At 63.0% G+C, this 23,591-nt stretch carries 22 protein-coding genes; 14 read left to right on the top strand and 8 right to left on the bottom strand.

Annotation, left to right across the window (positions count from 1 at the left end; all coding sequences use genetic code 11):
• Window positions 1-39: 39 nt before the first annotated feature.
• Complete coding sequence (locus RQI28_RS00745) at window positions 40-609, top strand: retropepsin-like aspartic protease (protein WP_311220691.1); 570 nt, start codon at window positions 40-42, stop codon at window positions 607-609.
• A 200-nt stretch (window positions 610-809) separates the two neighbouring features.
• Here RQI28_RS00745 and mmsB read toward each other — a convergent pair whose 3' ends face one another.
• From mmsB to RQI28_RS00775, 6 genes are all read right to left on the bottom strand, one after another.
• Window positions 810-1,706, bottom strand: coding sequence for a 3-hydroxyisobutyrate dehydrogenase (gene mmsB / locus RQI28_RS00750; RefSeq protein ID WP_311220692.1), 897 nt, complete (start codon window positions 1,704-1,706; stop codon window positions 810-812).
• Window positions 1,707-1,809: 103 nt separating this feature from the next.
• Entirely contained in the window at window positions 1,810-2,268 is a 459-nt protein-coding gene (locus tag RQI28_RS00755; RefSeq protein ID WP_311220693.1) for a TfoX/Sxy family protein, read from the bottom strand.
• A 2-nt stretch (window positions 2,269-2,270) separates the two neighbouring features.
• Window positions 2,271-2,843 carry an MOSC domain-containing protein gene (locus RQI28_RS00760; RefSeq protein WP_311220694.1) on the bottom strand — a complete coding sequence of 191 codons (573 nt, stop codon included), beginning with the start codon at window positions 2,841-2,843 and terminating at the stop codon, window positions 2,271-2,273.
• Between the two features lie 74 nt (window positions 2,844-2,917).
• Window positions 2,918-4,084 carry an acyl-CoA dehydrogenase family protein gene (locus RQI28_RS00765; protein WP_311220695.1) on the bottom strand — a complete coding sequence of 389 codons (1,167 nt, stop codon included), beginning with the start codon at window positions 4,082-4,084 and terminating at the stop codon, window positions 2,918-2,920.
• 48 nt (window positions 4,085-4,132) lie between these two features.
• Complete coding sequence (locus tag RQI28_RS00770; protein ID WP_404976859.1) at window positions 4,133-4,561, bottom strand: lysozyme inhibitor LprI family protein; 429 nt, start codon at window positions 4,559-4,561, stop codon at window positions 4,133-4,135.
• A gap of 217 nt (window positions 4,562-4,778) precedes the next feature.
• Window positions 4,779-6,302 (bottom strand): CoA-acylating methylmalonate-semialdehyde dehydrogenase, encoded by a 1,524-nt coding sequence (locus RQI28_RS00775; protein ID WP_311220697.1) that lies wholly within the window; start codon window positions 6,300-6,302, stop codon window positions 4,779-4,781.
• 172 nt (window positions 6,303-6,474) lie between these two features.
• Here RQI28_RS00775 and RQI28_RS00780 point away from each other — a divergent pair, with 172 nt between their 5' ends.
• A complete protein-coding gene (locus RQI28_RS00780) occupies window positions 6,475-7,380 on the top strand; it encodes a LysR family transcriptional regulator (RefSeq protein WP_311220698.1) in 906 nt (301 codons plus the stop codon).
• Window positions 7,381-7,843: 463 nt separating this feature from the next.
• Window positions 7,844-9,433, top strand: a complete 1,590-nt coding sequence (locus RQI28_RS00785) for a methyl-accepting chemotaxis protein (protein WP_311220699.1) — start codon at window positions 7,844-7,846, stop codon at window positions 9,431-9,433.
• A 204-nt stretch (window positions 9,434-9,637) separates the two neighbouring features.
• Here the strand turns inward: RQI28_RS00785 and RQI28_RS00790 are convergent, their stop codons facing one another.
• Both RQI28_RS00790 and RQI28_RS00795 read right to left on the bottom strand, forming a co-directional pair.
• Window positions 9,638-11,278, bottom strand: coding sequence for an FAD-dependent monooxygenase (locus RQI28_RS00790; RefSeq protein WP_311230403.1), 1,641 nt, complete (start codon window positions 11,276-11,278; stop codon window positions 9,638-9,640).
• Between the two features lie 17 nt (window positions 11,279-11,295).
• Window positions 11,296-12,291 carry a Bug family tripartite tricarboxylate transporter substrate binding protein gene (locus RQI28_RS00795; RefSeq protein WP_404976958.1) on the bottom strand — a complete coding sequence of 332 codons (996 nt, stop codon included), beginning with the start codon at window positions 12,289-12,291 and terminating at the stop codon, window positions 11,296-11,298.
• Between the two features lie 46 nt (window positions 12,292-12,337).
• Between RQI28_RS00795 and RQI28_RS00800 the strand changes: the two genes are divergently transcribed.
• The 11 genes from RQI28_RS00800 to RQI28_RS00850 all read left to right on the top strand — a co-directional run bounded on the left by RQI28_RS00800 (window position 12,338) and on the right by RQI28_RS00850 (window position 23,540).
• On the top strand, window positions 12,338-13,315 hold the full coding sequence (locus RQI28_RS00800) for a LysR family transcriptional regulator (protein ID WP_311220701.1): 978 nt from the start codon (window positions 12,338-12,340) through the stop codon (window positions 13,313-13,315).
• A gap of 277 nt (window positions 13,316-13,592) precedes the next feature.
• On the top strand, window positions 13,593-14,420 hold the full coding sequence (locus RQI28_RS00805) for an MBL fold metallo-hydrolase (RefSeq protein ID WP_311220702.1): 828 nt from the start codon (window positions 13,593-13,595) through the stop codon (window positions 14,418-14,420).
• Between the two features lie 660 nt (window positions 14,421-15,080).
• On the top strand, window positions 15,081-15,650 hold the full coding sequence (locus tag RQI28_RS00810; protein WP_311220703.1) for an OsmC family protein: 570 nt from the start codon (window positions 15,081-15,083) through the stop codon (window positions 15,648-15,650).
• Window positions 15,651-15,671: 21 nt separating this feature from the next.
• The gene (locus RQI28_RS00815; RefSeq protein WP_311220704.1) at window positions 15,672-16,826 is read left to right on the top strand and encodes an acyl-CoA dehydrogenase family protein; all 1,155 of its coding nucleotides are present in this window, start codon (window positions 15,672-15,674) and stop codon (window positions 16,824-16,826) included.
• Window positions 16,823-18,079 (top strand): FAD-dependent oxidoreductase, encoded by a 1,257-nt coding sequence (locus RQI28_RS00820; RefSeq protein ID WP_311220705.1) that lies wholly within the window; start codon window positions 16,823-16,825, stop codon window positions 18,077-18,079. Before RQI28_RS00815 ends, RQI28_RS00820 begins: the two co-directional genes overlap by 4 nt.
• A 44-nt stretch (window positions 18,080-18,123) precedes the next feature.
• Window positions 18,124-19,521, top strand: a complete 1,398-nt coding sequence (locus RQI28_RS00825; RefSeq protein WP_311221529.1) for a CmpA/NrtA family ABC transporter substrate-binding protein — start codon at window positions 18,124-18,126, stop codon at window positions 19,519-19,521.
• Window positions 19,522-19,524: 3 nt separating this feature from the next.
• A complete protein-coding gene (gene ntrB, locus RQI28_RS00830) occupies window positions 19,525-20,397 on the top strand; it encodes a nitrate ABC transporter permease (protein WP_311220706.1) in 873 nt (290 codons plus the stop codon).
• Window positions 20,387-21,316: an ABC transporter ATP-binding protein gene (locus RQI28_RS00835; RefSeq protein ID WP_311220707.1), complete on the top strand. Its 930-nt coding sequence runs from the start codon at window positions 20,387-20,389 to the stop codon at window positions 21,314-21,316. The genes ntrB and RQI28_RS00835 overlap by 11 nt, the downstream gene beginning before the upstream one ends.
• A gap of 37 nt (window positions 21,317-21,353) precedes the next feature.
• Complete coding sequence (cynS, locus tag RQI28_RS00840; protein ID WP_311220708.1) at window positions 21,354-21,797, top strand: cyanase; 444 nt, start codon at window positions 21,354-21,356, stop codon at window positions 21,795-21,797.
• Window positions 21,798-21,816: 19 nt separating this feature from the next.
• The gene (locus tag RQI28_RS00845) at window positions 21,817-22,635 is read left to right on the top strand and encodes a sulfite exporter TauE/SafE family protein (protein ID WP_311220709.1); all 819 of its coding nucleotides are present in this window, start codon (window positions 21,817-21,819) and stop codon (window positions 22,633-22,635) included.
• 14 nt (window positions 22,636-22,649) lie between these two features.
• Entirely contained in the window at window positions 22,650-23,540 is an 891-nt protein-coding gene (locus tag RQI28_RS00850) for an MBL fold metallo-hydrolase (RefSeq protein WP_311220710.1), read from the top strand.
• The last annotated feature ends 51 nt before the right edge of the window (window positions 23,541-23,591 follow it).

A 23,591-nucleotide genomic window follows, 5' to 3' on the forward strand; every position in this document is an offset into this window, starting at 1 on the left:
TTGGCGCTCGCCATCCGAACACGAGGCCATCTGCGCACCATGAGCAAACTCCCCGAACGCTGGAGCAAACCTGCAACGTCCCATGCCGATATCGAAGACGCACAAGAAGCCGGCGCCCAGCGCACGCGCCGATTTGCGCGCACGGGCACGCTGGGCATTTTGGCGTTCTGGCTGGTGGTGATGGGCCTGCTGTACCTGGCGATGCAGCAGGTGCAGCGGCCGAGCGCGGCCAAGGTGCAGTCCGACGGGTCGCTGGTCATTCCTCGTCATCGCGACGGCCACTTTCGGGTGGCCGGTAGCATCAACGGCCAGCCAGTCATGTTTTTGGTGGACACCGGCGCCAGCCTGGTCAGCGTGACCGATGCGCTGGCCCGCAAGGCGGGCCTCTCCGGCGGCGAGCGCACCACCTTTCGGACGGCCAACGGCACGCGCGAGGGTTGGGTGAGGACGGCCGATTCGGTGACAGTGCGTTCGCTGGCCGTGTCAGGCCTGCGCGTGGGCACGGGCTACACGGGCGAGGACGAGGGGGACGCGCTGCTGGGCCAGAATTTTTTGCGCCACTTCGACGTGGAAATAAAGAAAGACCGCATGTTGCTGCACCCACGTTGATCAGAACGGGGGCGCATGCACTATGAAATTAGTAGCTGCTAGCGCTTGACTAACGGGCGATTTCTATGCAATTCGTATTGAAAGCCAAGTAAATCAAGCGCTACCAGCTCTGGTTTCGATAGCGGCCTTGCACAAGGTCCGCCGCTGAAGGAGCAGGCACAACAGCGCTTCCTGGCTCTGCGCCCGCAGGCGTCACAAGGTCAGCCCTTTTTCTGCAGCATCTTCACCACGCTGGAGAAGTCCTCCGCCCCATGCCCCGCGATGCTGTGCGCCGCGTAGATCGATCGCGCCAGCCCGCCCAGCGGCGTGGCGGCTTTCACGGCCGTGGCGTTTTCCTGCGCCAGGCCCAAGTCCTTGAGCATCAGGTCGGTGCCGAAGCCGCCCGCGTAGCCCTTGCTGGCGGGCGCGGTTTCCATCACGCCGGGCCACGGGTTGTACTTTTCCAGCGCCCAGTTGCCGCCCGAACTCCGCCGCATGATCTCGCTGAGCACCTTGGGGTCGAGCCCGTTGGCCACGCCCAGCGCAATCGCCTCGCTGGTGCCTGCCATGAGGATGCCCAGCAGCATGTTGTTGCAGATCTTGGCCGTCTGGCCCGCGCCCACGTCGCCGGCGTGGAAGATGTTGGCGCCCATCTTTTCCAGCAGCGGGCGGGCCCGCTCCAGGTCGGCCGCATCGGCACCCACCATGAAGGTCAGCGTGCCGGCGATGGCGCCGCCGGTGCCGCCCGACACCGGCGCATCGATGAAGGCGATGCCCCGGGCCTTGGCGGCATCTGCCACCTTGCGCGACGTGGCCGCAGCAATGGTGGAGCAGTCGATCACCAGCGTGCCAGCGGCCAGCAACGGCAGCAGTCCGGGTTGCTTGTCATTGCCCAGAAAGAGCGCCTCGACATGCTGGCTGGCCGGCAGCATGCTGACGACGACTTCGGCGCCGGTCACGCAACTGGCGGCGTCTGCCGCAATGCGCACGCCATCTGCCGCCAGCTTGTCGCGCGCGGGTTGGGACAGGTCGAACGCGCCCACGTCGTGGCCGGCCTTGTGCAGATTCAGCGCCATGGGGCCGCCCATGTTGCCCAGGCCGATGAATGCGATTTTCATGGTTTGTCTCCGTTGGTTGTTGATGAATTGATATTGTTTTGATAGCTGCTGGCGCTTGATGGTCAAGCGCTGGAGGCCAATAAGACTGCTATTTTTGGCTGATTCATTCGTCCGCTTCGAAAATGCTGTGGCGCTTGGGTTCAGCGGCCTTCTTGGCTGTCGACCTGCCGCTGCCTGGCGATGGCGTGGTTGCAGACGCCTTGGCCCGCTTGCGGCGCGGTGACGCCTTGGCGCGCGGGTTGTAGGCCAGGGCTTCATCGATCCAGAAAGCCCATTGCGCACGCGTGGCATAGCCATCCGGTTCCACACAGAAGTAGCCCAGCATGCGGCCGCCCGGCGACAGCTCTCGCGTGCTCTGCATTTCTTGAAACTCCGCGTGGCGCTCGGGCGGCAGGCGCACCAGGAGTTCGTCGCCCTTGACGCCGATGCACAGCTTGCCGCCCACAAAAAAGCAGTGGTAGCCGAACATGGTGCGTTCCTCCACGTCGTTGCGGTGCGCCAGCGCGTCACCCACGGCGCCGATCAGGCGCAGCGTTTCGTCGGCCATCGGGCGTGCGGGCATCTCTACACGCACTCCATGGCGCGGTGCGGCAGCGCGGGCAGGCGCACCTGCACGGCATCGCCGCCACCGATGGGGCCGCCGGCCACCACGATGGCCATCACGCCAGTCTTGCGCACCAGCTTGCCGGCCGCGTCCTTGTCCAGCGTCGCGGCCAGCAGGCCGCGCTGAAACCGGTCGATCTGGCTGCACGGATTGCGCAGGCCGGTGAGTTCCACCACGGCGCCCTGCGCAAAGTGCAGTTGCGTGCCCAGTGGCAGCGCGAACAGGTCATCCCAATGCAGTCGGGGCGCGGATTGCAGGGTGATGTTCTCGCCCAGTTCGCCAGCTGCGACGACGAAGCCCAAGTCCAGCAGATGGTCCAGCAGCGAAGCGGAGATGAGGTGCACCTGCCGCAGATTGGGCTGGTCCGGGTTGGCTTTGATGCGCGAGCGGTGCTGCACGGTGCGGCCGTAATGCGCGTCGCCGACAACACCCAGGCCCGCTTCCAGCACGATCGATGGCACGGGCTCTTTGGAAAACCGGTGCTCGCTGTCGCGGTGGACGGCCAGAACGGTGGTGTGCAGCGGAGCGTTCATGATTTTTAGGTCAAATTTGCCGCTAGCGCTTGATCATCAAGCGTTAGCAGCTATCAAAAGAATAGTGAGCAGCATCAGCGGATGGCCTCAGGCGCGTCGCCTTCCAGCATGCGCCGCGCAATGATGACCCGCATGATCTCGTTCGTGCCTTCCAGAATCTGGTGCACGCGCGCGTCGCGCAGCAGGCGCTCCAGCGGGTATTCGCGGATGTATCCGTAGCCGCCGTGCAGCTGCAGCGCCTCGTTGATGACGGTAAAGCCCGCATCGGTGGCAAAGCGCTTGGCCATGGCGCAATAAGTGGAGGCATCGCGCGCACCGGCGTCCAGCTTGCTGGCAGCCAGCCGCACCATCTGCCGCGCGGCGACCAGCTCGGTCGCCATGTCGGCCAGCTTGAACTGCAGCGCCTGAAAGCTGGCGATGGGTTTGCCGAACTGCTTGCGGTCCTGCATGTATTGCTGCGCCGCGTTCAGCGCGCCCTGCGCCGCGCCCACCGAGCAGGTGGCGATGTTGATGCGCCCGCCGTCCAGGCCCTTCATCGCGATCTTGAAACCTTCGCCCTCGCGGCCCAGCAGGTGGTCGGCCGGAATGCGCACGTTGTCAAAGCTGATGGTGCGCGTGGGCTGGCTGTTCCAGCCCATCTTTTCTTCCTTCTTGCCGTACTGGATGCCCGGCGCATCGGCAGGCACGGCGAAGGCGCTGATGCCGGCAGCGCCCGATTGCGCGTCGCCGGTGCGCGCCATCAGCACCAGCACGTCGGTGGCGCCCGCGCCGCTGATGAAGGCCTTGGCGCCGTTGATGACGTATTCGCCACCCACGAGCTCTGCGCGGGTCTTGAGCGATGCGGCGTCGGAGCCCGCGCCGGGCTCGGTCAGGCAGTAGCTCGCCAGCTTATCGCCGCTGGTCAGCAGCGGGCCCCAGTGGCCCCGCACCGCATCGGTGGCCCAGGTGCCCAGCATCCAGGTCGCCATGTTGTGGATGGTGATGAAAGCGGTGGTGGAAGGGTCGATGGCCGCCATTTCTTCAAACACCAGCGTGGCGTCGAGCCGGGGCAGGGCGAGGCCGCCCGCGTTCTCGGGCGCGTAGAGGCCGCAGAAACCCAGCTCGCCCGCCTTGCCGATGGCATCGCGCGGGAAGGTGCTCTGCGCGTCCCACTCGGCGGCGTGCGGCGCCAGCTCGGCGCGGGCGAATTCGCGGGCGGTGTCGGCAAAGGCGCGTTGCTCCTCGGTCAGCTCAAAGTCCATGGTGTCTCCTGCGTCGTTCGTTGTTCTTGTGCAGCTCGTCGGTGCGGATCAGGGCTTGTCGGCCGGGTTGCCGTCCACCCGCAGCCAGCGCATCAGGCCCGCGCGTCGCGCCTGGGTTTCGGCCAGCAGGCAGGCGTGGTACAGGCGGGGCCATTCGGGTGCGGCTTCTGCTGCACGTTGCGCCTGCTTGCAGCGCGTGATGCGCTCGCGCTGCCAGGCCGACTGCTCCTGGCGCAGCTGCGGGCGCTCGTGGGCCGACAGCGCGCGCATCATGTCGCCATAAAGCACGCTGATGTCGGTGTCGGCCGCCTGAAAGTCCTGCACTGCGCAGGCGTTGGTCTCAGCCACCGTGCCGCCCGCGTGGCAGGCAGCGCCGGCCTGGGCGTGGGCTGGGGGGCAGAGGAGCATTACCGTGCCCGCCAGCACGGCTGCTGCATTCCAACCTGCCACTTCCATCCATGTTCGATTGCATTGCATGGCTTGTTTTAACACCGCCAGCCAGCGGCTTGGAGGGCCTTCGACAGGCTCAGGCCGAACGGTGAGGGTGCGTGCCATGGTCAAACAGTGCAGACGCGCGCGCAGGCGCATGGTGGAGCAGTGCAGATGCGCGCGCAGCTGGCGTCTCAACCCCAGGTTCGCACCCACACACCCGTTCGGGCTGAGCTTGTCGAAGCCTGGGCACAGCGCCCCAGCCTTACTTCAAACTAATGGTGGTATTGACGCCGTGCGAAATCGTGCTGTCATCGAACCACCGCGCAGTGACCGTCTTGGTCTGCGTGTAGAACAGCACGACCTGCTTGCCGTACGGCCCCAGGTCGCCCAGCTTGGAAGCGCGCGAGCCCGAGAACGAGAACAGCGGCACGGGCACTGGAATCGGCACGTTGATGCCCACCTGGCCCACGTCGATCTCTTCCTGGAACTTGCGTGCCGCTGCGCCCGACTGCGTGAAGATGGCGGTGCCGTTGCCGTTCGGGTTGTCGTTGATGAAGGCAATCGCTTCGTCGATGTCCGCCGCAGCACCCAGGCACAGCACGGGGCCGAAGACTTCCTGGTCATAGATCGTCATGCCGGGCTTGACGCCGCTGAACACCGTGGGTCCGACGAAGTTGCCGGTCTCATAGCCGGCCACTTGCGGCTTGCGGCCGTCCAGTTCCAGCTTGGCGCCGTCGGCAATGCCACGCTCGATCAGACTCTCCACCCGGTCCTTGGCAGCGCACGACACCAGCGGGCCCACGTCGGTGCCTTTTTCCGCACCGCCGCTCACCTTGAGCGTCTTGGCCTTGGCGACCAGATCGGGAATCCATTGCTGCGCTTCGCCCACCAGCACCACCACCGACAGCGCCATGCAGCGCTGGCCCGCAGCGCCGAAGGCGGCTCCGGCCAGGGCGTTGAGCGTCTGCTCTTTATTCGCGTCGGGCATGACGATGGCGTGGTTCTTCGCGCCCATCATGCATTGCACGCGCTTGCCGTTCAGGCTGGCGCGGTTGTACACGTGCGTGCCCACCTTGGTGGAGCCGACGAAGCTGATCGCCTTGATGTCCGGGTGGTCGCAGATGGCGTTCACCGCGTCTTCGCCGCCGTGCACCACGTTCAGCACGCCCGGGGGCACACCGGCTTCCAGCGCCAGTTCGCAAAGGCGCATGGTCACCATGGGATCCTGCTCGGACGGCTTCAGCACGAAGGTGTTGCCCGTGGCGATGGCCATGGGGAACATCCACAGCGGAATCATGGCCGGGAAGTTGAACGGCGTGATGCCCGCGCACACGCCCAGCGGCTGCATCAGCGTGTACGTGTCCACGCCGTTGGCGACGTTGTTGGCCAGCTCGCCCAGCTGCAGGTTGCCGATGGCGCTGGCGTGTTCCACCACCTCCAGCCCCCTGAACACATCGCCCTCGGCGTCGGGCAGCGTCTTGCCTTGCTCGGCCGTCAGGATCGCGGCCAGCTCGGCCATGTTTTCGCGAATCAGCTGTTGGTACTTAAGGAAGATGCGGGCACGCGCGCCGATGGGGGTCTTCTTCCAGGTCTTGAACGCCTCCTTGCCCGAGGCAACGGCCGCGTCGATCTCCTCAGGCGTGGCGAACGGCACGCGCGCCAGCACCTCCTGCGTGGCGGGGTTCACCACGTCGCGCCACTGCGTGGTCTTCGATTCGACAAATTGGCCGCCGATCAGCAGCTTGACGGTGGGTGCCAGCACGGCGGTGGACTGGGGTGCGTTCATTGCTTTGTCTCCTGATGGTTCTGGGTGTAGGTGGCGCTGTGCCAGCAACGGTGCATCGTATCTGTGCGAAATTGCTGGGGCAATAGACAATCGTGCACCTTGGCTCTGCAAATTTGCACATTCAAACATTTGCATTTCTCTACGCGCCGCCATTGACCGGAGACCTGCATTCATGGACTGGGACAACCTGCGTTACTTTCTGGAACTGGCCCGCTGCGGCACGCTGGCCGCCGCCGCGCGCCGCGCCGGTGTGGAGCACACCACGGTCGCGCGCCGCATTCAGGCGCTGGAAAAGCAGATGGGCGCCGCCCTGTTCGCCCGTGATGCCGGCGGCCACCGACTGACGGAAGCCGGGCGACAGCTGCTGCCCGCCGTCGAAGCCATGGAAGCCGCCGTGCTGGGCGTCGAGCGCGCAGTGCCCGCTCAAGGAGGCGGCCCGACGGGCCTGGTGCGGGTGGGCGCCACGGAAGGCTTCGGCACGTTGGTCCTGGCGCCGCACCTGGCAAAGCTGACGCAGAAACACCCCGGGCTCACCATCGACCTGCTGGCCCTGCCGCGCTTGCTGCACCTGAGCCGCCGAGAGGCCGATATCGTGATTTCGCTGGAGCGCCCGACGCGCGGCTCGGTGATCGTTACCAAACTCACGGACTACAGCCTGTACCTCTACGGCCAGCGCGAATACCTGGCCCGCCGCCCGCTGATCCGCACGCGGGAAGATCTGCGGCACCACGCCTTCGTGAGCTATGTGGACGATCTACTCTTCACCAAGGAACTGCAGTTTCTGGATGCACTGCACAAGCCCGCAAGATTTGCGTTCCGCAGCACCAGCGTTACCGCGCAGTACGAGGCAGTCAAAGTAGGCTCCGGACTGGCGGTGCTGCCCGCTTTCATCGCCGACCGGGATCCCGTGCTGGACAGGGTCTTGCCGCAGGAGGCGCGCTTCATGCGGACTTTCTGGATGAGCATGGCCGCAGAGGCCCAGCACCAGACTCGGATTCGAGCGGTATGGGAACTGCTGAAGTCAGGGCTGCCTGCAGTCGATGGCACCGCTGGCTCATCGCGCCATAAGACGTCGTGATTCGTGCGGGCTGGTCTGCACGATTAATGCGCAATGATAATCCGGTTTGAATAAAAATCTATTCATAGAATATACTAATAATGCGTATATTGCTTGAGTGAAAACATATTTATCGGATGCATTTAAATTTAATAGCCGCGCCCATGATTTGACTCGATATGGCACTTTTCAATCGTGGGATTTGGTGCTGATTCATCTGCATTTATGCCGGTGTCGCCTGAATTTCAATTGATTGTTACTAAAAACAGACGATTCAGACGGTTAATTTAAATCTTTCGTGAGAATCCGCCCTGTGGAATTCGCTGGCGCAATGCTGGTTTGTCTTTGATAGCTCGGAAGTAGGTTGAAGTTCAACGCCTTTGCAAGCGGTGCTGGTCCTTGATCGCATCATGGTCGTAACTTCTTCGGTGGGATACCATTTGCACCAGTAAATACATTTTAAAACTGAAGACTAGGAGTCTGAATGTTTGTAATCAATAGACTTCCGATTGCATCGAGGGTTATTTCTGGTTTTGTTCTCTCGGCAGTGCTGCTGGTGGTGCTGACCGGGGTGGCGGTTTTTCAGGGAAACCTGATTACCAATGTCGTCAACTCCATGGTGGAGCGCGATTTTCTGGCCAGCAGCAAAATGCAGTCGATCGATGGCAAGGTCATACGCATTCACCGGGCGATGAAGGACGTTGCGCTGGCCAAGTCTCCCCAGATGCTGGATGCCGCTACTGCATCAATCCCAAGCCTGGAGGCCTCCATCGACAAGGATCTGGCCGACGTGCGCCAGACGGAGGGCGTGCCCAGTGAGCAGCTCGACGAAGTTCGGCGCTCGCTGGACGCCTGGCAGAAATTTCGCCGGGACACGGTGCAGTTGATGCGCGAGGGGCGCGACAGCGAAGCGGCCGAACGCACCCGCTCGGAAGGTGCGAAGCTGGCGACGCAACTGATCGGTGCCGTGACCAAGGCAGTAGAGACCAGCCAGGCGCGCGTGCGGACCACCGCCGAAGAAACGGCGGCCACCATTCGCACGACCAGCCTGGTGGTGGTGAGCGCATGCGCTGTGGCCGTCTTCCTGACGCTGCTCTACGGCGCCCTGATCGTGCGAGGCATGAAGGGCCCGCTCGCCCAGGCGGTGGGAATGGCCGAGTCGGTGGCAAGCGGTCAGCTCAGCAACGCCGCAGAACCGCCAACAGGGCGCGACGAATTCAGCCGGCTTTTGCTCGCATTGAGCCGGATGACGACCAGCCTGGTGGACATCATCCAGCGCGTACGTTCCAGCAGCGACAGCATTGCGACGGGTTCCAACCAGATCGCGACGGGCAATGCCGACCTGAGTCAACGCACCGAACAGCAAGCGAGCGCATTGCAGGAAACGGCGGCCACGCTGGAGCAGCTGGGCGCGACGGTGCAGACCAATGCCGACAATGCCCAGCGCGCCAATCACCTGGCCCAGAGCGCTGCGGTGATTGCAACGCGGGGTGGTGAGGTGGTCGGGCAAGTCGTGACCACGATGCAGGGCATCAGCGAGAGCGGCCGAACCATTGGCGACATCATCGGCGTGATCGACGGCATTGCCTTCCAGACCAACATCCTGGCGCTCAACGCAGCGGTGGAAGCCGCGCGGGCGGGCGAGCAAGGGCGCGGTTTCGCGGTGGTGGCCGGAGAGGTTCGCACCCTCGCGCAGCGCAGCGCACAGGCGGCCAAGGAGATCAAGGGGCTGATCCAGCGCAACGTCGACCAGGTGGGGCAGGGGACTGCGCTGGTCGATAGCGCCGGCAAGACCATGGATGAGATCGTGTCCTCGATTCGCGAGGTCAGCGACATCGTCTCGCAAATCACAGCGGCCACGGTAGAGCAAAGCAACGGCATCCAGCAGGTGGTCAACGCGGTCGGGCAACTGGACCAGTTCACGCAGCAAAACGCCGCGCTCGTGGAAGAAGGCGCTGCGGCGGCGGAGAGCCTGAAAATGCAGGCGCAGCAGTTGGTCCTGGCGGTTTCTGTGTTCAAGCTCGATGCAGATGCCAACGAGCTTGTCGCGCTGCCCGAGTGGTCCGGGCGCTAGGAAGTCCCTTCGCCCATCGAGCGGAAGGTGGTGCGCATCAGACCGCTTGAGCCCGCAGATGCCTACGGCGCGGTGATTCGCACAAAGGTTTTTTTGAGATTCATCAGATCGGGCCACCCGCTCTCTTGCGATGGTGAGGCAGGGCCAGCCTGCGGCTGGGGCGCCGCACCACCTGAGCCGCAGTCCGGCCCAGGTGGTGATGCATCAGGCGACAGCCTTCTCCTGCACGGATCCCACGGCCGTGTCCAGCGCCCGACGGGCCTGATCCGCCGGCACATCGGCGTCGTTGCTTGTCCAGGCGACGAACTGATCCGGGCGCACCAGCACCAGTTTGGCTTCGTAGCGTTCGTGCTCACCAGTGCCCTTGGCTTCCACGACAGTCAGAGGAAGGGCTCTGTCGGCGGCCGCATCACGGAAGGCCTGCACCGCCTCGCTGGTGGCGCCGAACGCCAGCAGAGAGAAACCATGGCCCATCTCTTCAAACACATTGCGGCCCGAGGGAAGCACGGCCGGGGCCAGGTGGTGACCGGGCTTGGCGTCAAATCTGTGCGATCCTTTGGCGCTGCTGTTGCAGCCATCACTGCCCCAGACCACGGCTGAGCCTTCATAGTGAGGCTCGAATGCATGCACTTCGCCGACAGCTCCTTGCGCCCGAGCCTTCCAGGCGGCCTCGAAGGCGGCAAGGTCACGAGCCGGGTCGTGGGTGTCCAGGAATTCGCGGTCGGTGTCGATGGACTTGGCGATGAAATCCCGCATCGTCGAAGCGAACACGGGGCGGCGCTCTGCGTCATACGAGTCGAGCAGGTGCTCGCCGCCCCAGCCTTGCACGGTGGCAGCCAGTTTCCAGCCCAGATTGCGCGCATCTTCGAGCCCTGAGTTGACGCCGTAGCCGCCGTAAGGAGGGTGGCTGTGCGCTGCATCGCCGGCCACGAAAACCCGGCCCTGGCGGTAGCTGTCAGCCAGCATGAAACGCAGATCCCAGAAGCCGACGTGCTCGAAATCGACATCGAACTCTGCGCCCACCGCTTCGTGCAGATAGGCCGCGAAGTCGAAGTTGTCCTTGGTGGTGCCCGGCGGCACGGGGGCGTGAAAGAACCAGGTGCTGCCCAGATCCACGCGGCCGAAGAACTTCCAATAGCCCTTGAGTTCGGGCTGCAGCACGTTGTAGTAGGACTTGCCGGGATAGCGTTGCAGTAACTCGTGCAGCCCATGCGAGCGGAACACGAGCAATACCATCATGCGATCATGGTCGGTGCGGGTTTGCGTGATGCCAGCATGCTCGCGCACGACGGAGCGGGCACCGTCCGAGCCGACCGCGTAGGAGCAGCGCAGCACGCGCTCGCCACCTGCTGCGCCGCGCTCGGCGATGGTGACCGATACGCCATCGGCATCCTGCGTCACGCTCTTCGCTTCCCAGCCGTATATCGTCTCGACACAAGGCAGCTCGGCCACGCGGGCGCGCAGTACGGCCTCGGTCGCGTACTGCGGCAGCCGTTCGTTGCCGGTGAAGTAGTAAGGCTTGACCAGGTCGCGCTGCAGCCAGTCATAGGTATGCGGACCCAGGAGCGTGCCATGCGCAGTCAGCCCGCCAATGCCATATTCCACGGGGATGGTGCGCGCGGCACGCAACTGCTTTTCTGCACCCCAGAAGTGGAAATGCTCCATGGTTCGCTGGGTCAGGTTCTGGCCTTTGGGGATGGGCTGCGGCGTGGGATAGCGCTCCACGACCACCACCCGCACGCCGCGCTGGCCTAGTTCGATGGCCAATCCCATGCCGACCGGCCCACCGCCGACGATGACCACTTCCGCGTCTTGTTGAGCTGCCATGGCTTGTTCGTTGTTCATTGTGTTGATTGCTTTCTTTACTCTGCCGTGATGCCCTGCGACTTGATCAGGTCGGCCCAGCGCTTGGCGTCCGCCGTCACCAGCTTGCGGAAGGCATCGGGCGTGCTGTGGGTCGGCGTCATGCCCTGGGTCTCGAAAGACTTGGCGACCGAAGGCTGGGCCAGCACGTCGCGCAGCTCCGTGTTGAGCCGATCCACGAACGCGCGGGGCGTGCCTGCAGGGGCAAATACGCCGTACCACATGTCGACATTCAGATTGCCCAGCTTGAGGCTGCCCAGCGAGGGCACTTCGGGCAGCAGGGGGTGCGGCGTGTCGGAGCTGATGGCCAGCGCCTTGAGCTTGCCTGCCTTCACGTGCTGTAGCGCGACGTGGATCGGCAGGAACATGGCGTCGATCTGCCCGCCCAGCAGGTCGATCACGGCGGGCGCCGTGCCGCGGTAACTGATGTGCGTGAGCGAAACCTTGGCGCGGCTCTTGAGCAGCTCCATGGCCAGGTGATGCGGCGTGCCCGCACCGGGCGAGCCGTAGTCGAGCGCGCCGGGCTTGGCCTTGGCCCGATCCATCAGATCCTTGAGCGATTCGATCTTCGATCCGGAGCTGGCCACGAGCAGCAGTTGCCCCCAACTGGTCTGGCTCACGGGCTGCAGATCGGTCAGTGGGTTGAAGCCCTGCTTGGGATAGAGCGCCATGTTCATGACCAGCGTGTTGACGCTGACCAGCAGAGTGGAGCCATCGGCAGGTGCACGCACGACCTCCTGTGTGCCGATGATTCCCGAGGCCCCGGCTTTGTTGTCCACGAAGAAGGGCCGTTTGAGACGCCCCGAGAGCGGTGCCGCAATCTGGCGAGCGATCAGGTCGATGCCCGTGCCCGGCGTGAACGGCACGACCAGGCGCACAGGCGCTTCATTGCCACCTTGCGCATGGCTCAGTGGCGCGGCTGCCAATGCAAGACCGCCCAAGATCATGCGTCTGCGGCGAGGGGAGTGCGGTTGCAACCGGGCTGAATTTGTCATGTTGCTTGTCTCTTGGAGAAGTTGAATCACAATTACAGCGACAGTCTTGACATTGATCAAACGGAAAATTCTGATGAATTCATCAACAAAGCTGATGAATGTGAGCAGTCGCCAGCTCTATGCCTTCTTAGAAGTGACGCGTCTGCACAGCTTTGCCCGTGCGGCAGAGCAAGTGCACCTGTCAGCCTCCGGCATGAGCATGCTGATCAAGGAGCTGGAGGACCAGGTCGGAGCCCGCCTGTTCAACCGAACGACGCGATCGCTGACGCTGACCGACGCGGGTCGGCGGCTACAGCCGGTCGCGGAGCGCGTAGTGGGCGAGTTGCAGGCGCTCGGTGCGGTGCTTGATGGCAGCGAGGCGGCCGTGCGCTCTCGCTTGCTGGTAGCTGCCACGCCCATGATTTCGGCCAGCCTGCTGCCCGACGTGGTGCGCAACTTTGCCGAGAGCCATCCCGAAGTGCACGTGCATCTGATCGATGCGGATATCGGCACCGTGCGCCAGAAGGTACTGGAGGGAGAGGTGGATATCGGCTTCGGCTTCTTCGTCAAACCGGCCGTAGGGCTGTCGCGTCAGCCGCTTTGCAAGTTCCAGCTCATGTGCATCAGCCCGCCTGACACGCAGACCCCAGGCCGCGTGGAAAGCCTGCCCTGGAGCAGCGTCGCAGGTTGGCCCCTGGTCAGCCTGCCCTCGGACAATCCGATCCAGGTCGTGATCGAAAAGCATCTGTCCCGCTTGGGTCGCCCCCATGAGGAACGCTCGCGCATGAATCTGCTGGGCACCATCATCGGCATGGTGCGGGCCGGCAGAGGTCACGCCATCATCCCCTCGTTCGCGATTGAGGAGTGCCGACGCCAAGGCCTGGGGGTGGCCATGTTGCAGGAGCCCTTGGCGCACCTCGATCTGTACCTGATCTCAAAACGGGGCACAGAGCCCAGGGCGGCGGCGCTCGCGTTTGCAGAGGCACTGACGCGCGCGGCATCGCGCTTGCCCAGTGAGGTCGCTGAATCTGCAAAAGTCGATTGACGAATGGTGGAGTGTTGCAATTGGCCGGAATCTTTCCATAAATGGAATTTGAGCCAATAGCCGGATGGGCTGCACCACGGAACAATGGGGCGTCCGTGCTTCATTGATCCCTATCTCCGGCATCTCTGCGGGAGCGAGGCTCTGAAGCACATCCTTCGTGGCCGTTGACATTGCATTCCATCAGAAAGATCGATTCATGAACCCAATTCAAGTATTCAGAAATGTTTTCGCCGTCACCAGCATTGCAGCGCTTGCTGCGTGCTCAGGCGTGCATCCCATGAGTTCCGGCACCGACAAGGCATCGGCGTCGACGAGTGCCGTGGATTTTCAGCTGGTTCGCAACGCGACCATCAAGCTGAACTACGCAGGCGCCCACTTTCTGGTGGATCCCATGCTCGCGCCCAGGGGTGCATACAGTGGCTTTCCGGGGACTGCCCGCAGCGAACTGCGCAATCCTTTGATTGATCTGCCAGTGCCTGTCAATGAGGTGCTCAAGGCCGATGCCGTGATCCTGACGCACTTGCATGACGATCATTGGGACGCGGCCGCCAAGAAGCTGGTGCCATCCAGCATGCCCATCTTCACGCAGGACGAGAAAGATGCGGCTGCCGTGCGCAAGGATGGCTTCACCAATGTGCGCGTGCTCACCGAAGCAGGCACCGAATTCAATGGCACGCGGCTGTACAAGACAGGCGGCCAGCATGGCACCGACGCCATGTACGCCGTACCCTCACTGGGGCAGTTGCTGGGTGAGGCGATGGGTGTCGTGTTTCAACGCACCGGCTATGCAACGACCTATGTGGTCGGAGACACCATTTGGCGGCCCGAGGTCGAGCAAGCCCTCACGCAGTTCAAGCCTGATGTGGTGATCCTCAACACGGGCTACGCACAGGTGATCGGGTTTGAAGGCTCCATCATCATGGGCAAGCAAGACATGTTGCGCGCCTACAAATTCGCGCCTCAGGCGAAGCTGGTTGCCATTCACATGGAAGCGGTGAACCACGCCACGCTGTCTCGCACCGAACTGCGCGACTTCATCAATCAAAACGGCATGGACAAACAGCGCGCCCTTGTGCCCAACGATGGCGAAAAGCTGAGGTTCTAACAGGCATCCGTTTCAAGCTATCTCCACCCGCATCATCCCAGCCGCCGACAGCCCGCCCATTGGGTGTGCTGTCGGCGTTGAAGATCCGGCGAAAGCTCATGGAACGTTTTCAATGGCCAGTCCGCGGGGCGCCGCTGTGAATTTGGCGCCGGATCGAATCGCCATGGGTGACGTGGAAGCGCATGGGATCATGCCGCGGTTGAACCACAGTCCTTTTGCTCGTCGCAGTTCCGCTGCCTCATTGGTCTCTCATGGCACCTCGGGGTGGGATCAACGCGGTTTCGTAGAACCACCCGATGGCTCGGCCAAGGTGCTGTCGTAGCTGCCGCCCTGGTTGCACGCCGAACCTTCGGCCACGGTCTCTGCTCACCGCCCCGTGCACCGAGGAGCCTGTGCATCGACTTACCGATTCAAGCGCCTCCCCACAACACCTGGGTTTCAACAAGCGCGCGCGATAACGAGCCCACAGAATGTGCCGTATAAGACATGACAAATTGTCTACATTTACTGAAGACAATTTGTCGATGCGCATTGACTAAGAGTTGTGTAGACATCGATAAAGGGAAAAAATCTTTTAAAAACAGGAGGTTAGGAATTTTGATAGATATGGCACGGTGATTGCTTAACTAGGGTTCAACCTTGCAACCCATGGAATCACCAATGACCATTACCACCACTGAACGTGCTGCCGAAGCGGCGCAGTCCACTGTCAAGACCTATCTCCGCAGCATAGATCGTGCGGGCCTGGAAGCCTTTGCGGAGAAGGGTCGCAACAATCCGGGCTCCAGGGGCACGAACAAAGTCCACACGGTGGTGGATGGCAAGTTCCGTACGCTGAGCTACGTCGGCGACCACACGCCGGTCGTCGTTGACGAGCCGCCTCACTTGTTCGGTCAAGACACCGCGCCAGCACCTGGCGAAATCGTGCTGTCCGGCCTCGGTGGTTGCCTGTGCGTCGGCATCACGGCCGTTGCCACGCACCGCAACGTGAAGTTGTCCAAGTTGGAAATATTTCTGGAAGGCGATATTGGCAATCCGGCCGCCTGGGGTGCGGGTGGCGCGCCCAAGCAGCCGCTGGAGATGGGGTTCCAGGACATCCGTGTGAAGGTGGTCATCGAAGGTGATGCGCCGCGCGAAGTTCTGGACGAAATCGTTCAACACGCAAACATGTATTCGCCTGTTGCCAACACGATGCGCAATCCGATCGCCTTCGCTATCGATCTCGCGTAACGAGCGAGTCAGGATCACACCATGTCAGCGGTACTTCAGATGCCCGAGACGGACACGGAAACCCCCATCGGCGAAAGCCGTGCAGCGATGCTGGATGCCGTTCGCATGATCGCGAATGGCCCCCTGGCGGCGATGGTCGAGGAGATCGACCGGGTCGGCACCTATCCGGAGGCCGTCATGCGGGCCCTGGGCAAGGCGGGTGCCTACCGGGCGCAGACGTCACTCGACGGCAAGCCTGATTTCGTTGCCGCCATTCAGGCCATCTCCGAAGTCTCGCGCGTTTGCGGGGCGACCGGATTCATGATGTGGTGCCAGGCGGCCTGCACGCTCTACATGGAGCAAAGCGGCAATCCCGCGCTGTCGGGCGAGGCCCTTGAGCGCCACGTCAGCGGCGACTCCCTGGGCGGCACCGCCCTGAGCAATCCCATGAAAGCCATGACGGGCATCGAGCAGATGCTCCTCAAGGCTGAGAAGGTGGCGGGGGGCTACGTCGTGAACGGAACCCTCCCATGGGTCAGCAACCTCGGGCGCGGTCACTACTTCGGCGGTGCCGCCACCGTAGTCGATCCTGACGGTCCAACCCACGAAATCATGTTCATGGTGCCATGCGACGACAGCGCCATTGAACTGCGCGAGTGCCCCTCGTTTGCAGGCATGGAAGGCACGGGAACGTGGGGCGTGCGTTTTTGCGACTTCTTTGTCAGTGCAGATCGCGTGATCGCAGACCCGGTGCGGCCCTTCCTTGAGAAGGTACGCGCGAGTTTCATTCTGCTGCAGGTTGGCATGGGTCTGGGGGTCACGCAAGGGGCCATTGGAACGATGTGGGACGTCGAGCAGCAATTGGGCCATGTCAATCAGTTTCTGGATGAGCGCCCGGCAGACCTGCAGGCCGAGCTGGACGCGCTGACGGAGCGCACCTTCGCCCTGGCCCGGCAGATCGAGGCGGGAGACAAGGTGTCTTTGCTGGACGTTCTGGACGTCCGGGCGCATGCCTCGGAACTGGCGCTGCGCTCGGCGCAGTCGGCCCTGCTGCATCAGGGGGCCCGCGGCTATTTGCTGTCGTCTTCGGTGCAGCGCCGTGTCCGCGAGTCCCATTTCGTCGCGATCGTGACCCCTGCGCTCAAGCATCTTCGCCGCGAGATGGCCAAGCTCAGCAACCCGGTGACGCCGTCATGAGCGCCCTCGGCCTGACGGCACCGGAGCCGCTGGACGAATGCACGCTGGCGTTCCGGCAGTACATCTGCCGCGCCTGCGGCCTGGTCTACGACGAGGCCCAGGGCGATCCCGACAGCGGGCTCGCGCCGGGAACGCGCTTTGAAGACATTCCCGATGACTGGGAGTGCCCGCTGTGCGGTGTCACGAAATCCGATTTCGAAATCTATGTGGTGATGGCGATCACCGAGCACCGTGCTTCGCCCAGTGCAGTCGCGGGCAGTCGCAATGATGCAGGCATCGTCATCGTCGGGGCCGGCACCGCAGGCTGGCAGATGGCACGTGCCGTGCGCGAGCAGGACGCCTGTGTACCGATCACCTTGGTCACCGACTGCAGCGGTGATGTCTATGACAAGCCCTTGTTGTCCGTGGCATTGGCCAAGGCCATTGGCCTGCCCGCGCTGATCAAGGAAACGGGGCAAGAAGCCGCCGAACGCATGAAGGTGCGCTTGCTGGCGCACACCCATGCGATCAGCGTGTGCTCCGGCGTGAACGCGCTACGCACCACGCGAGGCACCATCAAATACAGGCACCTGGTGCTCGCTCATGGTGCGTCGCCCAGAACGGATGCGGCCTTGCCTTCGAGCCTCTGCTGGGCTATCAACGACCTGCGGTGCTACGCCCGGTTCCGGGAGGCCATTGCTGCGTCGAACCAGCCTCAACGCATCGTGGTCGCCGGCGCCGGACTGGTGGGCTCCGAGCTGGCCAACGACCTGGCGATGGCCGGGCACCACATCGTGCTGCTCGACGTTGCGGATCGACCGCTCGCCAACCTGCTGCCAGCGAGTGCCTCGCAGGAACTGCTTGAGGCATGGGCGCCACTGTCCATCGAGTTCGTCGGTGGCACGAAGGTCAAGTCGGTCACGAAGCAAGACCACCAATTGACGGTGGTCACCGAGGGCGGTGGGGCCTACCTGGCCGACCATGTGCTGTCGGCCACCGGTCTGCAGACGCCGACTCGCCTGGCCCAGAGTGCTGGGCTGCAGTGGAACAACGGTATTGCGGTGCAGGCACAGGATTTGCGTACCAGCGTTCCCAATATCCATGCCCTGGGCGACTGCATCAGCATCGATGGACAGGCGATGCGCTACATCGAGCCGATTGGCCGGCAGGCCAAGGTCATCGCAGCCCATCTGACGGGCAGCGAGCCCATTGCCTATGCCCATGTCCGGCCAGTGATCCGGGTGAAGACAGCCTCTCGCGGCTTCACCGTCTGACGTTTCGACCCATTCCATTTCGCCCACCCTTGCCGAAAGACCTTATGAGCTACTTCGACCCGTACGACGCCGACAAACCGCTCATGATGAATTGCGCGTGTGGACGCCACTCGTCGCAGCACGAGCATGAAGCCGACAGCGCTGCCTCCGCTACCAAGGAACTTATCCGCCGCAGCCAGACGGCCGAGTTCGAGGACTACTCGAACCAGTACATCGAGGCCACCCTCGTGAAGGCCATCTTCCCGCAGGACGAGGTCCGCCGTCGCTTCCTGCGGGCGGTCGGCAAAGGGACTGCCATGGCCGCCATCTCCAGCGTGCTGCCCGTCGCCAGCCTGCAGGCCATGGCCCAGGAGCGCGGCGCGATTGAAAAGAAGAGCTTGAAGATCGGCTTCATACCGATCACTTGCGCCACCCCGCTCATCATGGCGGAGCCCCTGGGCTTCTACAGCAAGCAGGGCCTGGATGTCTCACTGGTCAAGACCGCCGGCTGGGCGCTGGTGCGAGACAAGATGCTCAACCGCGAGTACGACGCCTCGCATTTCCTGTCGCCGATGCCGCTGGCCATCACCATGGGCCTGGGCTCGAACGCTCAGGCCATGGAGGTCGCCACCATTCAGAACGTGAACGGCCAGGCCATCACGCTGGCCATCAAGCACAAAAACAATCGGGATCCGAAGAACTGGAAGGGCTTCAAATTCGCCATTCCTTTCGAGTACTCCATGCACAACTTCCTGCTGCGGTACTACCTGGCCGAGGCAGGCCTGGACCCGGACCGTGACGTGCAGTTGCGGGTGGTTCCGCCGGCAGAGATGGTGGCCAACCTGCGTGCCGGCAACATCGACGGCTTTCTGGGGCCGGATCCTTTCAACCAGCGCGCCGTCGTGGAGGAGGTCGGTTTCATCCACATCCTGACCCGCGACATCTGGAATGGCCACCCTTGCTGCGCATTCGGCACCTCGGCCGAATTCATCCAGAAAAACCCGAACACATTCGCTGCGCTGTACCGCGCCGTGCTGACGGCGGCTGCCATGGCGCGGGACGCCAACAACCGTGAGCTGATCGCCAAGGTGATAGCGCCGCAGGCCTACCTCAACCAGCCGGAAGCGGTCGTCAGGCAGGTGTTGACGGGCAAGTTCGCCGACGGCCTGGGCAACATCGTCAACGTGCCGGCCCGGGTCGACTTCGATCCCATGCCGTGGCAAGGCATGGCCGTCTGGATGCTGACGCAGATGAAGCGGTGGGGCTACATCAAAGGCGAGGTCGACTACAAGCAGATCGCAGAGAAGGTGTTTCTTCTGACCGATGCAAAAAAGACGATGCGCGAGCTGGGTCAGCCGTTCTCGGATGGCAGTGCGTATCCCAAATACGAAATCATGGGCAAGACCTTCGACCCTGCCAAGGCCCGGGCCTACGCGGACAGTTTTGCCATCAAGAAGGTCTGAGCGATGACGCCCTCCAAAACACTCCGACTTAGGGCAGGCCTCTTGTCAGCCCTGCTGCTCGCGGTTCTTCTCACCATATGGCATGTCGCCACGCTGCCCACCAAAACCGTTCAGCCCACGCTGACTGCGGAGCAGCTGGAATATGCCAAGCTGATGGGCAAGGATCCCGCCAGGACAAGCAGCGCGGACGCCAAGTCGTCTTTCCCGACCTTGGCCGACATGGGATCGACCATTGCCAAGCATCTGGCCAGTCCCTTCTACGACAACGGCCCGAACGACAAGGGCGTCGGCATTCAGATCGCCTATTCGCTGGGCCGGGTCGCGCTGGGCTTTGGACTGGCGGCCTTGTTCGCCGTTCCGATGGGGTTTCTCATCGGCATGAGTCCGCTGGCGTATCGAGCGCTGGATCCTTTCATCCAGGTGCTCAAACCGATTTCGCCGCTGGCCTGGATGCCCATAGCGCTCTACACCATCAAGGACTCATCCATATCGGGCATCTTCGTGATTTTCATCTGCTCCATCTGGCCCATGCTGACCAATACCGCCTTCGGTGTCGCAGGGGTACGGCGCGAATGGCTGAACGTGGCCAGAACCCTGGAGGTGCGGCCTGTGCGCAAGGCACTCCAGGTCATCCTGCCCGCGGCAGCCCCGACCATTCTCACCGGCATGCGCATCAGCATGGGCATTGCCTGGCTGGTCATCGTCGCCGCGGAGATGCTGGTGGGCGGCACCGGCATCGGCTACTTCGTCTGGAACGAGTGGAACAACCTTTCGCTCACCAACGTGATCTTCGCGATTCTCGCCATCGGTCTGGTGGGCATGGCCCTGGACATGGTGTTTGCCAAAGCGCAAAAGGCGGTGACCTATGCAGACTGAAAAAAGAAATACGGGCAGTGCGGAGGCTTTTCTGAAGGTCGAAGGGCTGACCAAGTCCTACGTCGCTGGCGCAGAACCGGTCTTCGACAGCGTGAACTTCGACCTGGCCAAGGGCGAGTTCGCCTGCATCATCGGCCACTCCGGCTGCGGCAAGACCACCATCCTGAACGTGCTGGCGGGCCTCGAAGTGGCGAGCGGTGGAGTGGTCATCATGAACGGCCGCGAAATCTCGGGCCCCAGTCTGGAGCGCGGCGTGGTCTTCCAAGGCCACGCGCTGATGCCCTGGCTGACGGTGCGCAAGAACATTGCGTTCGCGGTGCGCAGCAAGTGGCCGCAATGGAGCGCCGCGCAGGTCAATGAGCACGTGGAAAAGTACGTGGAGCTGGTGGGCTTGAACCATGCCATCGACAAGACGCCTTCTGCCTTGTCAGGCGGCATGAAGCAGCGCGTGGGCATTGCCCGGGCCTTTGCCATCCAGCCCAAGATGCTGCTGCTGGACGAGCCCTTCGGCGCCCTCGATGCCTTGACACGCGGCACCATCCAGGACGAGTTGCTGCGCATCTGCCGGGAAACCAACCAGACCGTGTTCATGATCACGCACGACGTGGATGAAGCGATTCTGCTGGCCGACAAGATCTTGCTGATGAGCAACGGCCCGCAGGCCCGGATCGCTGAAATCGTGGTCAACACCATGCCGCAGGATCGCCAGCGCGCCACGCTGCATCACGACCCCCAGTACTACCGGATTCGCAACCACTTGGTGGATTTCCTGGTGGCCCGTTCCAAGGACCTGTCGAACGGCCGGGCGCCTGCCAAGCCTGTGTTCGTGCGGCCTGGCATGGACGCTGCTGTGGCGCCGCAAGCTCCCGCCGAAGAACCCCATCAAGTGACGCCGTTTCAGTTGCAACGCGTCGTCTGAATTTTTGAATTTCCACACCTTAACTACAGGAGAACCCATGAGCCGTCTCGAAGTCACCGAAAAAATCATTGCCGCCAAAGTGTCCAAGGAGCTGAAGTGGTCGGAGGTCGCCGCCAAAGTCGGCCTCAGCAAAGAGTGGGTGACGTCCGCCTGCCTGGGCCAGATGACCCTGAGCAAGCCTCAGGCAGCCATCCTGGCCGAGATATTCGATCTGAGCGAAGAAGACGCCAAGTGGCTGACCGTGACACCCTACAAGGGATCGCTGCCCACCTCGGTGCCAACCGACCCGCTCATCTACCGCTTCTATGAAATGGTGAACGTCTACGGCACCACCTTCAAGGCCCTGATCCACGAGGAGTTCGGCGACGGCATCATGAGCGCGATCGACTTCAAGATGGACCTGCAACGCGAGAACGACCCCAACGGTGACCGCGTGCGCATCGTCATGAGCGGCAAGTTCTTGCCCTACAAGCAGTACTGAGACTGACGTCGGACGCCCCGTGATGCTTGCAGCGGCCTACGGCGCCACGGTGGGGCTCATCCTCGGGCTCACGGGCGCAGGCGGGGGCATTCTGGCTGTGCCCGCCCTGGTGCTCGGCTTGGGCTGGCAGCCGCAGGCGGCAACGCCGGTGGCCTTGCTGGCCGTGGGACTGTCGGCCGGTCTGGGCGCCTGCGGCGGGCTTCGCCGGGGCCTTGTCCGCTGGCGGGCTGCCTTGTTGATGGCGTCGCTGGGCATCTGCTTTTCTCCGCTGGGGGTGAAGGCCGCCCATGCGCTGCCGCAGACGGTGCTCATGACGCTGTTTGCCCTGGCCATGCTCCTGGTCGCCGCACGCCTCTTGAGGCAGGCCGCGACGGGCGCGCATGTCGCCGAAAGTTCGCCAGCGCTGGTGCTGCCGACCGCGGGCAAGCGTTGCGTCATCGATCGCAGCTCGGGGCGGTTTCGCTGGACATCACGATGCGCGGTGACGCTGTCTTGCATCGGCGGATGCGCCGGCCTGCTGACCGGGATGCTGGGCGTGGGCGGCGGTTTTCTCATCGTTCCCGCTTTTCGCCAGTGGACCGATGTCGGCATGCAGGCCATCGTCGCCACCTCGCTGCTGGTCATCGCGCTCGTATCGCTGGGCGCCACGGTCAGCGCCCTGCAGGCCGGTGCAAGAATGGGGACGGAAGGCGTGGCATTCGTCGCGTCCGCGATGGCTGGAATGCTGGCGGGACGGCATTTCTCCGTCAGCATTCGCAGCGAAATTCTCCAGGCGGGATTTGCTGTTCTGTCTGTTTTTGTGGCCCTGGCGCTGCTCTACCGAACCTGGATGCATTGATTTTTGCGTGCCTTATGACCCTGTCTGCCACACCTCTCGTCGAGTCTTTTTTCGACACCGTGACTTCGACCTTCACCTATGTGCTGCACACGGGCGCAGACAGCGAATGCGCGATCATCGACTCGGTGCTGGACTTCGACCCCAGTGCAGCCAGAACCCACACCCGTTCAGCTGATGCCGTCATCGCCTTCGTTCGCGAGCACCGACTCAGGTTGCGGTGGTTGCTGGAAACCCACGCGCACGCAGACCATCTGTCCGCCGCGCCTTACATCCAGGGCATCCTGGGCGGCACCATTGCGATTGGCTCGGGTATTCGCAAGGTTCAGCAGGCATTTCAAAGAGTTTTCCACCTCGCGCCCAACGTTCCGCTCGACGGTTCGCAGTTCGGGCATCTCTTCGAGGCGGACGAAGCCTTCTCCGTCGGCCCGCTGCAGTTGCGTGCGATGCACGTTCCAGGGCATACGCCGGCAGATATCGCGTACGTCGTTGCCGGCAGCGATGGCCACCCTTCGATGGCGTTCGTTGGCGACACCCTTTTCATGCCGGATGTCGGCAGCGCCCGCTGCGACTTTCCGGGCGGCAATGCGCACACCCTCTACCAGTCCGTCCAGCGCATCCTGGCGCTGCCCCCCGAGACCGTTCTGCTGCTCTGCCACGACTACCCACCTGCCGGTCGCATGCCTTCATTCAAAACCACAGTGGCTGAGCAGCGACTGGCCAATATCCATTTGCGGGATGCCATTTCCGAGCAGCAGTTTGTCGACATGCGTGAGAAGCGCGACGCCACGCTGGGGATGCCTGCACTGATCTTGCCGGCCATCCAGGTCAACATCCAGGCTGGGGAGCTTCCCGAGCCCGAGGCGAACGGGGTGCGTTATCTGAAGGTTCCCCTCAATATCTGGTAGCCTGCTTTCGTCCTGGGTTGGGGCCATTCCTGGCCGCATCCACAGCCCTGC

This window comes from Acidovorax sp. WCS2018Noco2-16, from assembly GCF_031843945.1.
In the GTDB taxonomy this organism is placed as follows: Bacteria; Pseudomonadota; Gammaproteobacteria; order Burkholderiales; family Burkholderiaceae_C; genus Paracidovorax.